Source organism: Sporomusa intestinalis (assembly GCF_055383785.1).
In genome coordinates, this window is the sequence record NZ_AP042390.1 from 5,139,900 (window position 1) to 5,152,437 (window position 12,538).

The window sequence follows — 12,538 nt, forward strand, 5'->3', positions numbered from 1 at the left end:
TAGCTAGGCCCACAAACAGGCCCGACGACCTTCCGCACAGCCTGCCAATGGTTTATGTGTACATACACGTTTATATTCATTGTACTCTTTTGCCCTGGTTTGGTCAAGATTCGATTGCAAAACTTTATTAGTCCGCCTCGTTATCTGCGTTTATACTTTGCTTATACCGGCACTATACTACACACACAGCTTAGTCATCTGCTATAATAAGGATATACAGACAACTCACATGTAACCCATAAAAAAATGCAACCGGAGAAGGGAGACAGTTGATGAATATTACCGGAGAACAAAAACTGCTGGCTATCCTTGCCCACCTGGCCTATTTATTGGGCGGACTCGGCTTCATTATCGCTCCCCTGGTTATTTTTCTGCTCCGCAAGGAAGACCCCTTTGTCCACCACCACGCCAAACAGGCCTTAGTGGCTCATCTCGCTATATTAGCCGCCTCGGTCATTACCAGCCTCTTATGCATGGTGTTGATCGGCCTGCTGCTGGTACCGGTCATAGGGCTGCTGTGGCTGGTGCTGCTTATCACCTCCATTATCGCCGCTATAAAAGCGGCCGACGGCCAGTTCTACGAATATCCGTTCATTCAAAAGCTTGTCAGCAAACTATAGCAACAGGCTGACAAGGCCGCAAAAAAGAAACCGCTATTTGCCGGTCATTGGCCAATAGCGGTTTTTATGTATTATGGAAAGATGCCGGAGCTTGCAGGGCGGCCGTCTTACCCCTGGGATAACTTCCTTGCTTTAGCCAGTCTGCGCAGGCCCTGATTGCCCCGTAACTTAACGGTTGTGTCTGTGCCCTGCTTCGCTGCCTTCTTCTGCTGGTAAAGCTGTTTTAACATAAATGAACACACTCCTTTCATTTTGCCAAACCATTATGAAAATAGAGTATTCGGCATAAGCTGGAAAAAACCTGCCATAATTTTCAAATTACCGTTTATCGGCCGGCTGCCGCGCCTGCGGCTGTTTTCTTAGGCAGCGGCAACGACACGCTAAAGTCTGTTCCTTTTCCCACTGTACTCCTGACATTGATTTTACCGCCGTGCTTTTCGACAATCCATTTGGCAATAGCCAAACCTAAACCGGTACCGCCGGAATTTCTTGACCGGGACTGATCGCCCCGGAAAAAACGGTCGAATAGGCGCGGAATATGCTCAGGTGCGATCCCCGCGCCTGTGTCGCGTACACTGATCAGGGCCTTCCGGTTGGCGATCCGGCAGATCACCGTGACCTGACCGCCTGCCGGTGTGAATTTGAAAGCATTGTCAAGCAGAATGACGATCAATTGATGCAACCGGTCTTTATCGCCGATTACTTCCACCTGAGGCTCAATGCTGGCTGCCAAACTGACAGCCTTCAGCTCTGTAAACACCTCGAAATGGCTGATTACTTCCGTAACAACATCACTGAGATTAAGCAAACCCAGGCTGAGGTCAGACCGACCGGAATCGGATCTGGCCAAGGTAAGCAGACTTGTTATCAGCTTGGTCATCCGTTTTGCTTCCTGCATGATCGTATTGATGCGGTGACACTCGTCCCTGATGCTCTTGTCCGGATAACGCAGCATGAGTTCGGCATTGCTGTATATCCCTGTCAACGGGGAACGCAATTCATGGGATACGTCGGAAACAAATTGCTGCTGTTTTTCCCAGGCTGCCTGGATGGGAAACATAGCCCGCCTGGCAAGCAGAAACCCGGCGAAAACGATGCCCAGCACACTGATGACACCGCCACTGACAATCAGCCAGAGAAAATTACTGAGCAATTGAATTTCTGAATCGACAATGCCGATTACGATGACAGATTCAATTTGGAAGTCCGCCGCCCGGCCGTAACTATTTTCCTCATAGACATAAGGCCAGCGCATCATCCGGTAGACATGGCCGTCATATTCTTCTGTTTGCAATTCGCCAACCCCGATGGCGGCCGTAATCTCATCAATATTTTTTAATTCCTGTTCACGAAACGGAATTGGATTTAAAGTCCGGCCGTCGGTGCTGCGAATCAGGACAAAAATGCGCGGATCAAAGATCGGGCTCTCTAAGGGCACAACCTGGCCATCGGCTAATCTGAATTCCTTGGCTTGCCAGCGCATGGCTTCATCTATTCTGTCAAAAAGCCGGTAAGACAGATACCCATAGAGGATTGAGGTCGATAAAAAATAGATAATGAAAAAAACAAAAGAATTAAACACCGTCAATTGCGTCAGCGTACGTCGAAACATGTTAACTCTCCTTCAGCATAAAACCAACGCCGCGGACAGTCTGAATTAAATTATCCAAACCATAAGCACTGAGTTTTTTGCGCAGATGATGGATATAGATATCGACAACGCTCAGGGAAGTATCGCAATCCAAGCCCCAAACCCGGTCAAACACCTGATCTCTTGTTACAATCTGTTCTTTATTGAGCATTAAAAATTCCAGGATTTCATATTCCTTATTCGTTAACCCCAGCGGTCCTGCGTCTGTGAAACCGTCCTTCTGCCTGCTATGCAACGATAGGCTGCCATAATGCAGCTGGTCCTCGATAATGAGATTGCCTGTGCGCCGAATAAGCGCTTTGATACGGGCCAGCAATTCCCGCATAGCAAATGGTTTCACCAGATAATCATCGGCGCCGGACTCCAGACCAAGGACGCGGTCGTCAACACTGTCCTTGGCTGTCAGCAGCAGGATCGAAACGGCACAGCCCTTATCGCGCAGTGTTTTGACGATCTCTAAACCGCTGACCCCCGGCAGCATAATGTCCAATACAATTACGTCATGTATTTCCTGTTCTGCTAAATACAGCCCCTCGTCCCCGGTCGCCGCCTGATCCACAAGGTACTCTTCGCCGGTTAAAATGGCTATCGTCGCCTCTCTCAGAACATTGTCATCTTCAATAACAAGTATGCGCATCGTTAGACTCCTTCAGCTGTTATTCCCACCTCTAGTATGCGCCTGTGGCGGCAGAGACATGTTTACTGCCTGGTGCCAAAAGAAAATGGCGGCCCGCTGCGCTGCTTGCTTAGCAGCCAAGCGGGGCTATTATTCCCTGCAGGCAAAAAAAGCCCGGCAGCCGAAGCTGCCGGAAATTATTTGCTAGTTATTACACGTACTGGGGGACTGGCCCTGCTGAACCTCTCTATTTAGGTGCTGTTTATCGTTGTTTTCCTGTGCTCTTGGTTGTTGGCGATGATTTTTTTTGCATTCAGGCGTCACTCCCTGCGCACACTCTTCTAAACAAATGGGGTCCCCGCAGCACTCCGCAAAAAATGGCGGTTCTTCAACTCTTGGCGCGGCGGCCGCCGTGGCGAACAGCCCCAGCTGCATTAACCCCAGCATGGAAAACACCGTGATTCTTTTTAACATACCCTTCATCTGAATACCTCCCTTTTTTATGTATGCCCCAGGGCATGATTACATAATAAAGGCAGTTTCTTAAAATTTCTTTAAACTCCTTAAGGTAAAATTATCCGGAATAAAAAAACGGCCTGCCAAGCTGAGCCTTGTTTAAATTCCTTGAATACGTTTCCCTGCAAACGCATGGATAGTTCTTGTTCCGGCAATACACGTTCCCCATTGCTCTGTTCCCCTGGGAATTACGATTTCATCACCTGGCTTAAGAACAAACTCTCTACCGTTTATAATAACCGTATATTGACCGCAGATACACACCATATACTCATCGAATGCATGGGTGTGTTTCTTGGAAATGCGGTCAGAATAACATGTCCAAAACGCTATTTGACTGCCATCCGCGCCTTCGTAAACATAGCCAGCAATGTCTTTTGTATTTTGTTCTGTGCTGCTTATCTGATTTTTTGGGTTTTTCATGAACTCAGGGAAATCTCGCACCATTACACCCCTTTTCATTACTGTCTATACCTGCCGCCTCGGCAGCTGCCGCCCTTAGAACAGCAACAAGCTCACAGCCATGGCCAGCATGCCCAGCACCAGCCCCAGCATCGACGCGTGCCCCGAGTGCGACTCCCGCGACATCGGCAGCAACTCATCCAGGGAAATATAGACCATGATGCCGGCGACAGCCGCAAAGGATATACCGAATACGCCTTCACTGAAGACTGACCGCAGTATAAAATAGCCGATAATACCGCCGATCGGTTCAGCCAGGCCTGACAGCAGGGCAAAGGTGAAACCGCGCAGTTTGCTACGGGTGGCATAAAAAATCGGCAGCGCTACCGACATCCCTTCGGGAATATTATGAATGGCAATGGCGATAGCCAGGGAAACGCCCAGTGTAGGGTCCTCCAGCGCGCCGATAAACGTCGCCATCCCCTCGGGAAAGTTGTGCATGGCAATGACGAAAGCAGTGAGAAGCCCCATTCGTTTCAGCTTGCCGGCAAGCTCTTCCTGCGCTTCTTCCGGCTGATTAATCTGCATTTCGTGGTAACTGATGCCGGGCGGCACCAGCTTATCCAGCAGCGCCGCCGCCAGCATGCCGGCAAAAAAGCAGCCCACAGCCGCCCAGGGTCCCAGCTCCGGCCCCAGGTCCGCGGTCAGCGCGATCTCCGCCTTGCGCAAAATCTCGACAAATGAGACATAAATCATAACCCCGGCGGAAAACCCCAGACCGACGGACAATAATTTCATATTGTCCTTTTTCGCCACAAACGCAAGCGCACCGCCGGCCCCGGTCGCCAGTCCCGCCAACAGGGTCAGACTGAACGCCAGCCAGACATTTTCGCTCATTCCCCATCCCCCTCATTCCGTATGAATGGATTTTTCGCTATGCCAGGAAATAATTCCTGCCTTAGTACCTCATCTCCCTTAAAACCAAGGATAGTTTGCGCATCTTTTCCCGCCCTGCTTCGTTGTCGTCGCCTTACATATGTCCGATATGTGCGGCTCCTCCGCCTTGCATTGCGAAAAAATCTACGCAAACCATTCCCTCGATTTTAAGAAAGATGAGGTACTAGTGACTTGACCACATTATCTTTTTAGTTTGATGACGGCCAAAATGGCCAATGGCGGCGTCAGCCCCTCCTAGCAGACCCCTTCCAGTATGCGTCGTCGGTGCTTCCTTGCCCTTGGCCATTTTGTCTCGCCCTAAAACTAAATTATAACATGGTCAAGTCACTAGTACATTGACACAATTAGAATTTAGGATACAACCATTTCAGTTTATCTCTCGCATTATCCGTTGTAAAGTGCCATGAAACATTCTTTGCAGAAGCGTTGCGCCGGCTTTGCCAAGCTCCGATTTGTAGCTGCAATTGCCCCATATCAGAAATTCTCCGATTCAAGCACTGTTTTGTCATGGCACTAAGTTCTATTTCTGCAATATTGAGCCAGCTTCCATGCTTTGGAGTGTAATGTATTTCAAGCCGCTTGGCCAGCTTTAACGCAACCTCTGGCGGGAAGGTTTCATAAAGAGAAGAAAGCGAGTGGGTATTTAGGTTATCCATGACCAAACGAATACGTTTTGCCTGAGGATAATGAACTTCCAAAAGTTCTTGAATTTGCAATGCCCAATCTTTTTTTGTCCGGCGTTGGGTTGCCTGAACCTGTCGCCATCCCCCCAGCGGTTCGGTGAATATGAATAGGCAGCAGGTGCCCTCTCGCGTATATTCATAATCTTCTTTGTGGGCTTTTCCAGGACTCATGGAAAGCGGTTTGCGTTTTTCTCCCAACAGCTGATACGGTTGTTCATCCATGCAAATCAACGGAATTTCCTCATCGTAGGGCAAGGCATATACCTCTAAAATATCTTCCATGCGCGCAACAAACTCACCGTTGTACTGGGGTGGAATGCACCACTGCTTTTTCAGGTGAGGCTTAAGTTCAGTTTTTTTAACGTCCGTCTCACGGTTTCCCGGCTGGCTGTAGGGACTATGGAAAGCTCAATAATCTTTTCTGTCAGCAAGCGGACTGTCCAGCGTGAATAGCCTTTCGGTGGTTCTCCGCAGGCAAGCGCTATGATCCGTGCTTCTTTTTCGCCCGTCACTATGGCGGCCCTTGGGGGAGTTTGCGACTTCTTATACTGGAGGGCATATTCTATGCCATGTTGGCAATAATCCCGAACCGTGTGGTACACCGTTACATCACTCACCCCGCATCGCGCAGCTATTTCCGCTTGGGTAGCGGGCTTACCTACGCTTTCATCTAACAGCAGCAGTACATTGGCTCGTTTCTTATATCCTGCTGCTGTCTTTTTACTATTTAGTATTTCGTTGACTAATTTTTTCTCTTTTTCGCTTAACCGTACAACATATTTCTTGTTCATTTCTATACCTCTATCTTTTTTCTCTCTAAGGTATAGTTTAATGCTAATATCTAATTGTGTCTATATACTAGTACTTCATCTCCCACTAGCTTTCCCGACCGGCAGGCGGTCTAACCTGCCGACGGTCCGTGGCATACATTACCTGTGCCGAAAGCTTGTCCAGACACTGCTGACACTTTATAATAGTCTTAAAGAGTCAATGGCAGGCAGGGAATCACTGCCCTGCGCTGAAGCTGGAGGCATGATCTGTGAGCGAAGAGCAGCAAACCGTACTATTAGAACCGCAAAACAAATGGAGCAGGAAAAAAATTGTCCTGGTTATATTGGCAGCATTTTTGCTGGCAGGAGCCCTGCTGTTTCAGCTGGCTGCCGGCAAGGTAAGGACAGCGGTGGAGCAATCGCTGCTGGTAAGCGCGAACGAGGCCGTCAATGGCCGGATCCTGGTGGACGGCATTGATTTATCCATCCTCGGCTCAGTGTCCGCCAGCGATGTCCAGGTGCTGGATGCGGCCGGGGAGCCGCTGGCCCGGATTAAGCGGGTACATATTAGTTATAACTGGAGCGATCTGCTGAAGGGACAGGTGGGGCCGCAGCTGATAAAGGCCGTGACGGTGGAAAAACCGGAGTTGTGGGTTGCCTACCGGCAGGACCGGCTGAACTGGGATAGCTTGTTCAAGGCAACAACAAACGACCAGTCCGATGTAGCCTGGCTGGTAAGAGTTGAGGACGGCAAGCTGCATCTGGCAACCGATTTCTTTAATAAAACCGTGGATCAGCTGGCCGGCGAGATTGATTTCCGCCAGCAGGACCAAGTCCGGCTTACGGCCGCCGGCAAAGTCGACCAGGCCGCGCTGCAGCTGGACGGTCAGTGGGGAACACCGGCTAGCGCTGAGATTACGGTGTCGGCAGCGGGCATGGACCTGACCACCTTAGGGCTGACGGCAGCGGACGATCCGATTCAGGTAGCCGGCGGCAGTTTGGACGAATTAATTGTCAAAATCGGCCAGGATGCCGCGACCGGTGCGGCGCTGCTGAAAACGTTAAGCGGACGCTTTTCCGGCCTGGCCACCACCGGTGCGCTGGCCTTGACCCAGGGCAGCGCCCAGTTCGAAAAGCAGGCGGATACGATTCAGGTGGCTAATGGCCAGGCCCTGTACCAGGGCCAGGCTATTACCGCGGCCGGACAGGTGTTGACGGCATCGTCCGGCGACAAGCTGCTGGATTTTGATGTCCGGCTGCCGGCCGGCGATCCGGCCGTGCTCCTGCCTGGCCTGCAGGCCGGCGGGGTGCTGGCGGCACAGGGCAAAGTCTCCGGTTCCGCTTTCTCACCGGTGTTGTCCGGCAGCTTTACCCTTGGCAGTCTTCAGTTCGGCAATATTATCATCAGCGGCATCAACGGCACTTTTTCCTATGCCCAGCAAATAATAAAACTATTGGCGGCGCAAGGCGCCACACTGGGCGGCTCGGTTACAGCCGGCGGCGAAATTACCCCGGCTACGGAACAGTTTACCCTGTCTCTCGCCGGCAGCGGCCTTGACTCCTCCCAGTTGACGGAAAAAGATGTCAAAGGCCCCTTGTCCTTTACCGGGACGGCCACCGGGTCGGCGGCGGCGGCAACGGTACAGGGCCGTTTCGCTATTGATAACGGCACTGCTTACGGCCTGACATTTCGCACCCTGACCGGCAATTTCCTGAAACAGGGCGCAGCCGAGGCCCAAATCAGCAACCTGGCTATTGAGACTGATTTTGGCGTCTTTTATCCTGAGCAGCTAAACCAGAATCTGGTGGAAAAGCTGCGTGAGCGCAACCTGCCGGCAACCCGGGAGGAAATCAAGGAAAAGGTTACGGAGAAATTATTTGAGAAGATTTTTCGCTAGACCGCCTGTCCCGGTTCCCCTGCCCCCGGCCAGGCAGCTCACTAAACCCCAGGCTGGCGGAAAAAGCGGCCCCATCCCCTGCTGGTGTGATGCGCAGGGTTGAGGCCGCTTTTTTCCGTGCATATTAAATCTTTGCCTGCTATGATTTGGGGGCCAGTAGTATTTCCACAACCTCTTTCAGCGTATTCTCCTCGCCAACATTGCCGGGAAAAACGACATAGGGTAGCTGAGGGAATTTGCTGTCTTCGCCTGTTTGCCAAACCGGTATGCCCGGCTTTATTTGCCCCAGCACGCGGGCTCGCTTTATCTGTAACGCTTTCGTGGCGACGTCGCTTGAGGTAATGCCGCCTTTGGCAACAACAAAGGCCGGTGCTGTCTTCAGCCGGCCAACCAGCGACTGTACGGCGTCCGATATATTAACCGCCCGGGCCAAGGCCTCTTCCTTCGTGTCGTTTTCCAGGGTTAGCAGTTTTCTTTTCGTGTAAACAACGACGGTAAGCCCCTGGGCCAGCAGCTCCTCTTCCCGCTTTACCACTGCCGCAATTTCAGCCTGAAAGCGCTCTTCTGCCAGCACCAGATCGGAATTAAACTCCAGGCACCGGATGCCGGGAAGGGTTTTCAGCACTGCCACCTGGCTGGTGGTTTTCCGGGTGTGGGAGCCCACCACAACGATGCCGCCGTTACCATTACTGCTGACTATCATATCCGGTCTGGTCAAAAGCGGTTTGTCCGCAATCGCGCCCAATTCCTTGACAAAACCGGCCGCCGTGCGAAACAGGAAGTGTTTCCCCCGGCCAATGGCCCGATAAAGGGCCAGGCAAAACACCTTAATATCGCAGGCATCGACAGCATTGACGACTACTTTCCCGAAATCAGTGATACCGGTTAACTTGTCGGCAATCGCCTCAATGCGGAGAGCCCGCAAATCCTGGAGCGAGACCGTTGTCACGCTTTCTTTTTTATAGGCGCCCTGTGACTTTTCCTCAATATATGCGGTCAGATCGGAGGACTGATAGCCAAAGGTTTTGTCACCGGCAAACTCCGTTGCCCCGGCCGGCACAAGCACCTCACCCTCCTGAACATAGTGAATATTGTCAATGGTAAAGCGCCCGCCCTCCTTAAAGTAGGGACAAATAATCTCCCCGTCAACCTTCTGACCGCAATCGTGCTCCCACTGGTCCCGCAAAATCTTCGTTTCCAGCGGGTAATGCCCTCTGAGCGTCGAGTCGCTCCGGCTGACGATTAAATAGCGCCGCTGCTGCTCCCGGGCAACCCGGGCGGCCATCGCCCCGATTTCCCGGTGCGCTTGGCTTGTCTGTTCGGCCGTAAAGCCGCGGGAGTTCGTCAAAATGTAAAACACCTTGTTTGTTTCCCGGAAGCCGCGGCTGAGGCTTTCATAGGACCAGTCGGTATATACGGAAACGTCATGGACAGTCTGCGTCCCGGTCGGATCGTCATCCAGCACAATGATTTTATGCGGGTCATTGGCAACAGCCTGCTCCAGCAGGCTCTGCACATATTGTTCATCCACCGCCGGATAGGACTTTAATATAGCGGCACTGCGCTTCGGCAATTGCTTCATAGTCAGCCCACCCTGTTCATCGGCTGTATATATTAAAATGTTTTCTGGCTTCAGCCGGACTCAGCGGCGCTTTATCCATAGCCTGCAGCAGCCGCACCGTCTTTGCCACTAAAGGAACATTGCTGTCGGCTAGCGTATTGGCGTCCAGGTAGTTGCTGTCTTCAAAGCCGATCCTGACCGTACTGGCCCCCAGGCCCAAAGCGGCGGCGATAAGAGAAAAATCGCGGCGGTTGGCATGGGTGATGCCCCAGAGAGTGCCGGCCGGAATCATCTGCATCATCGCGGCCAGGGCTTGCGGTGTGGCCGGCGCCTCGCCTTTATGGCCCAGAACAATGCTGAACAGCACCGGCTGGCAAAATTCGTACTGCTCCATAAACTCTTGCATGGCGTAAATATGGCCAATTTCAAAGACTTCCACTTCCGGGGTCTTTTTCATCCTTAACAATTCCCGGATGCAATACTCCACATCGTCAAGGGGATTGCAATATACCGCCTTGCCCAAGTTGGTGGAGCCAACATTCAGCGAACAGGCCTCGACCAGCTCCGAATACAAGGGTGCGCAGCGTTCCTGGATCGAAAGGGCTGACACGCCCCCTGTCGACACTTCAATGATGATGTCCGACTCTTGGCGGATCAGCCGCAGTGTTTCTTCCAGCAGACTCATATCGGCTGTCAGCTTCCCCCCGGCGTCGCGCACGTGCAAATGCACCATCGCGGCGCCGGCCTGCCAGCAGCGGACAACCTCGGCGGCAATGTCGGCAGGAACTATATTTTTATCTGTACTCGCCACAGGCGCAACAGAAACCATTACTTTATCCATTTTTCTCCTCCTATAGCCAAGGCCGGCTAGCGGTTAGCTCCTCACCCGCCGGCGAAAAATGGCTATATATTTTTTGACAACGTCTTTTATATAATCTGCCTGGCGCAAAGACAGCTCGGAAAAATGCGGCTGCCTGGCCGCCAGCAGCTCCCTTGTCTTTTCAACCGCATACACAGATAGCTCGGTGTTTACATTAATTTTGGCAATCCCCCGGTCGATACAGCCGGCAATATCCTTGGCCGCCAGCCCGGAACCGCCATGCAATACCAGTGGCACTGGCGCCAGCTTATGAATGCCGGCCAGGATATCCAGCCGCAGCTCCGGTTCCGCTTGGTACAGCCCGTGGACAGTACCAATCGAAACAGCCAGGGCATCCACCCGGGTGGCGGCCACAAACTGCGCAGCCTCCGCCGGTTCCGTATAAGCCGCCACATCGGCTGCCGACCCTTCATGGGATTGTGCGCCGGCAGCCAGGCAGCCCAGTTCGGCCTCCACTGACACGCCGCAGGCATGGGCGGCCCGGCAAACCAATTGGGTATTTTTCACATTCTCCGCCAACGGCAGCGCCGAGCCATCATACATAACCGAGCCAAAACCGGCGCGAATAGCGCGAAACACCGTATCCAGGTCGCTGCAATGATCCAGGTGCAGGCAAACCGGGGTTTCCTGCTCCCCGCCCAGGCTTTCAGCCAGGGCATAGGCCGTTGCCAGCGGCATGTTTTGCAAATACTTGGCGCCAAAAGCCAGAATAACCGGCGTATTGGTCTCCGCCCCCGCCTTGATGATGCCGGCAAAGGTTTCGTAATTGTAGCCGTTAAATGCCCCGACAGCATAGTTGCCCCGGTAGGCATCCCTGAGAATATCCGCTAAATTTACCAGCATAACAATGCCCCTTCAATTGTCGGTTAATGGTGCAATAGCGGGCTAGGTGGTTAGCAGCCCACATCCACAGTGCTTGTCGGCGCAATGCAGCCGCTAGCGTTAGACTGGGCGGGCCCCTAGTACCTCATCTCCCTTAAAACCAAGGATAGTTTGCGCATCTTTTCCCGCACTGCTTCGTTGTCGTCGCCTTACATATGTCCGATATGTGCAGCCCGCGCAAGTAATAAGAGACCCATCACCTACCGGCCTTATGAAAGCAGATCTTACTGAATCAGTTAGCGTCCTCCGCCTTGCATTGCGAAAAAATCTACGCAAACTATTCCCTCGCTTTCAAGAAAGATGAGGTACTAGCAGGTTACTTGCGCCCAATATTGATAATGGTTTTCCACCACTTCATTGATTTTCGCCCGGTCTTTCTCTTTTACTACCCGCAGCATATCCCGGTGCATAAGCAGAAACCGGTCTGTTGCCTTGTCGTTGATAAATTTTTCTATCGCCTTCAGCCTGGATTGTTTGGTGATCTGGTCGACATAAGAACAAATTCCTTCCAGCAGCGCATTCTGCGTAATAGCCACAAGCACCATATGCAAGGCGGTGTCGGCGGCGAATATCGCATTGATGTCCACTTCCGGGGCAGCCAGCGTTTGTTCGAGCTTCTTCATGGCCTGTTCCGCTTTGTGCAACGACTCGGGCTCCATTTTATCGATGGCCAGCTGGAGTATGCCCACGTCGATTACTTTGCGCAATTCCACAATTTGCTTGGCCGAATCTTGCTGTAAAATGATCCCGTATAAGACAGGGTAGAGCATCTTGCTGTCAAAGCCTTGTTTTACAAAGGTTCCTTCAGCCCGCTTGATAGTAAGGACTCCATAAGCTTCCAGGATCTTGATTGCTTCGCGGACAGAATTTCTGCCGACGCCCATGGAGGTGCAAAGCTCGTTTTCCGTCGGGATCTTATCACCCGGCTTCAGTTCTCCGGTAATGATTGCATTGGTAACATTATCAACAATCTGCTCGACGACAGATTTACCGCCTATTTCCCTTAAAAAAGATTCTGTTGCCATGTTGGACCCCCTGCTGATATTTGTTACCAGTATAACATCATACGTCGGCTCAAACAATCATCAGGAGTCTATCATCC

At 51.9% G+C, this 12,538-nt stretch carries 15 protein-coding genes; 3 read left to right on the forward strand and 12 right to left on the reverse strand.

Features of this window, described 5'->3' with window-relative positions:
* The first annotated feature begins 272 nt into the window (after nucleotides 1-272).
* Nucleotides 273-620: a DUF4870 domain-containing protein gene (locus tag ACZ481_RS23890; protein WP_464767842.1), complete on the forward strand. Its 348-nt coding sequence runs from the start codon at nucleotides 273-275 to the stop codon at nucleotides 618-620.
* A 107-nt stretch (nucleotides 621-727) separates the two neighbouring features.
* Here the strand turns inward: ACZ481_RS23890 and ACZ481_RS23895 are convergent, their stop codons facing one another.
* The 3 genes from ACZ481_RS23895 to ACZ481_RS23905 form a co-directional block, all read right to left on the reverse strand.
* Nucleotides 728-850 (reverse strand): hypothetical protein, encoded by a 123-nt coding sequence (locus ACZ481_RS23895; protein WP_464767843.1) that lies wholly within the window; start codon nucleotides 848-850, stop codon nucleotides 728-730.
* Nucleotides 851-945: 95 nt separating this feature from the next.
* Nucleotides 946-2,232 (reverse strand): sensor histidine kinase, encoded by a 1,287-nt coding sequence (locus ACZ481_RS23900; protein ID WP_464767844.1) that lies wholly within the window; start codon nucleotides 2,230-2,232, stop codon nucleotides 946-948.
* Between the two features lies 1 nt (nucleotide 2,233).
* Nucleotides 2,234-2,908, reverse strand: coding sequence for a response regulator transcription factor (locus tag ACZ481_RS23905; RefSeq protein ID WP_464767845.1), 675 nt, complete (start codon nucleotides 2,906-2,908; stop codon nucleotides 2,234-2,236).
* Between the two features lie 58 nt (nucleotides 2,909-2,966).
* Here ACZ481_RS23905 and ACZ481_RS23910 point away from each other — a divergent pair, with 58 nt between their 5' ends.
* Nucleotides 2,967-3,095: a hypothetical protein gene (locus tag ACZ481_RS23910; protein WP_464767846.1), complete on the forward strand. Its 129-nt coding sequence runs from the start codon at nucleotides 2,967-2,969 to the stop codon at nucleotides 3,093-3,095.
* Here ACZ481_RS23910 and ACZ481_RS23915 read toward each other — a convergent pair.
* From ACZ481_RS23915 to ACZ481_RS23935, 5 genes are all read right to left on the reverse strand, one after another.
* Nucleotides 3,092-3,370 (reverse strand): hypothetical protein, encoded by a 279-nt coding sequence (locus ACZ481_RS23915; protein ID WP_464767847.1) that lies wholly within the window; start codon nucleotides 3,368-3,370, stop codon nucleotides 3,092-3,094. The genes ACZ481_RS23910 and ACZ481_RS23915 overlap by 4 nt on opposite strands.
* 132 nt (nucleotides 3,371-3,502) lie before the next feature.
* The gene (locus tag ACZ481_RS23920) at nucleotides 3,503-3,865 is read right to left on the reverse strand and encodes a cupin domain-containing protein (RefSeq protein ID WP_464767848.1); all 363 of its coding nucleotides are present in this window, start codon (nucleotides 3,863-3,865) and stop codon (nucleotides 3,503-3,505) included.
* Between the two features lie 36 nt (nucleotides 3,866-3,901).
* Complete coding sequence (gene zupT, locus ACZ481_RS23925) at nucleotides 3,902-4,702, reverse strand: zinc transporter ZupT (RefSeq protein WP_464767849.1); 801 nt, start codon at nucleotides 4,700-4,702, stop codon at nucleotides 3,902-3,904.
* Nucleotides 4,703-5,106: 404 nt separating this feature from the next.
* The gene (locus ACZ481_RS23930) at nucleotides 5,107-5,781 is read right to left on the reverse strand and encodes an IS630 family transposase (protein WP_464770648.1); all 675 of its coding nucleotides are present in this window, start codon (nucleotides 5,779-5,781) and stop codon (nucleotides 5,107-5,109) included.
* Nucleotides 5,778-6,236, reverse strand: a complete 459-nt coding sequence (locus tag ACZ481_RS23935; protein ID WP_464765965.1) for a helix-turn-helix domain-containing protein — start codon at nucleotides 6,234-6,236, stop codon at nucleotides 5,778-5,780. The genes ACZ481_RS23930 and ACZ481_RS23935 overlap by 4 nt, the downstream gene beginning before the upstream one ends.
* Nucleotides 6,237-6,484: 248 nt before the next feature.
* Here ACZ481_RS23935 and ACZ481_RS23940 point away from each other — a divergent pair, with 248 nt between their 5' ends.
* Nucleotides 6,485-8,113, forward strand: a complete 1,629-nt coding sequence (locus ACZ481_RS23940) for an AsmA family protein (RefSeq protein ID WP_464767850.1) — start codon at nucleotides 6,485-6,487, stop codon at nucleotides 8,111-8,113.
* A 139-nt stretch (nucleotides 8,114-8,252) separates the two neighbouring features.
* On the opposite strand, the gene ACZ481_RS23945 is transcribed toward ACZ481_RS23940, so the two are convergent.
* The 4 genes from ACZ481_RS23945 to ACZ481_RS23960 all read right to left on the reverse strand — a co-directional run bounded on the left by ACZ481_RS23945 (nucleotide 8,253) and on the right by ACZ481_RS23960 (nucleotide 12,461).
* Complete coding sequence (locus ACZ481_RS23945) at nucleotides 8,253-9,695, reverse strand: four-carbon acid sugar kinase family protein (protein WP_464767851.1); 1,443 nt, start codon at nucleotides 9,693-9,695, stop codon at nucleotides 8,253-8,255.
* A gap of 16 nt (nucleotides 9,696-9,711) precedes the next feature.
* A complete protein-coding gene (locus ACZ481_RS23950; RefSeq protein WP_464767852.1) occupies nucleotides 9,712-10,515 on the reverse strand; it encodes a beta-keto acid cleavage family enzyme in 804 nt (267 codons plus the stop codon).
* Between the two features lie 33 nt (nucleotides 10,516-10,548).
* On the reverse strand, nucleotides 10,549-11,397 hold the full coding sequence (locus tag ACZ481_RS23955; RefSeq protein WP_464767853.1) for a class II fructose-bisphosphate aldolase: 849 nt from the start codon (nucleotides 11,395-11,397) through the stop codon (nucleotides 10,549-10,551).
* A gap of 347 nt (nucleotides 11,398-11,744) precedes the next feature.
* Nucleotides 11,745-12,461 carry a FadR/GntR family transcriptional regulator gene (locus ACZ481_RS23960; protein ID WP_464767854.1) on the reverse strand — a complete coding sequence of 239 codons (717 nt, stop codon included), beginning with the start codon at nucleotides 12,459-12,461 and terminating at the stop codon, nucleotides 11,745-11,747.
* Nucleotides 12,462-12,538: the final 77 nt, after the last annotated feature.

Bases quoted from the DNA above. Each gene is read 5' to 3' on its own strand.
- ACZ481_RS23895 (WP_464767843.1), bottom strand. From the start codon at position 850: ATGTTAAAACAGCTTTACCAGCAGAAGAAGGCAGCGAAGCAGGGCACA.
- ACZ481_RS23945 (WP_464767851.1), bottom strand. From the start codon at position 9,695: ATGAAGCAATTGCCGAAGCGCAGTGCCGCTATATTAAAGTCCTATCCG.
- ACZ481_RS23950 (WP_464767852.1), bottom strand. From the start codon at position 10,515: ATGGATAAAGTAATGGTTTCTGTTGCGCCTGTGGCGAGTACAGATAAA.
- ACZ481_RS23955 (WP_464767853.1), bottom strand. From the start codon at position 11,397: ATGCTGGTAAATTTAGCGGATATTCTCAGGGATGCCTACCGGGGCAAC.
- zupT (WP_464767849.1), bottom strand. From the start codon at position 4,702: ATGAGCGAAAATGTCTGGCTGGCGTTCAGTCTGACCCTGTTGGCGGGA.
- ACZ481_RS23905 (WP_464767845.1), bottom strand. From the start codon at position 2,908: ATGCGCATACTTGTTATTGAAGATGACAATGTTCTGAGAGAGGCGACG.
- ACZ481_RS23900 (WP_464767844.1), bottom strand. From the start codon at position 2,232: ATGTTTCGACGTACGCTGACGCAATTGACGGTGTTTAATTCTTTTGTT.
- ACZ481_RS23915 (WP_464767847.1), bottom strand. From the start codon at position 3,370: ATGAAGGGTATGTTAAAAAGAATCACGGTGTTTTCCATGCTGGGGTTA.
- ACZ481_RS23890 (WP_464767842.1), top strand. From the start codon at position 273: ATGAATATTACCGGAGAACAAAAACTGCTGGCTATCCTTGCCCACCTG.
- ACZ481_RS23910 (WP_464767846.1), top strand. From the start codon at position 2,967: ATGTTTACTGCCTGGTGCCAAAAGAAAATGGCGGCCCGCTGCGCTGCT.
- ACZ481_RS23935 (WP_464765965.1), bottom strand. From the start codon at position 6,236: ATGAACAAGAAATATGTTGTACGGTTAAGCGAAAAAGAGAAAAAATTA.
- ACZ481_RS23960 (WP_464767854.1), bottom strand. From the start codon at position 12,461: ATGGCAACAGAATCTTTTTTAAGGGAAATAGGCGGTAAATCTGTCGTC.
- ACZ481_RS23920 (WP_464767848.1), bottom strand. From the start codon at position 3,865: ATGAAAAGGGGTGTAATGGTGCGAGATTTCCCTGAGTTCATGAAAAAC.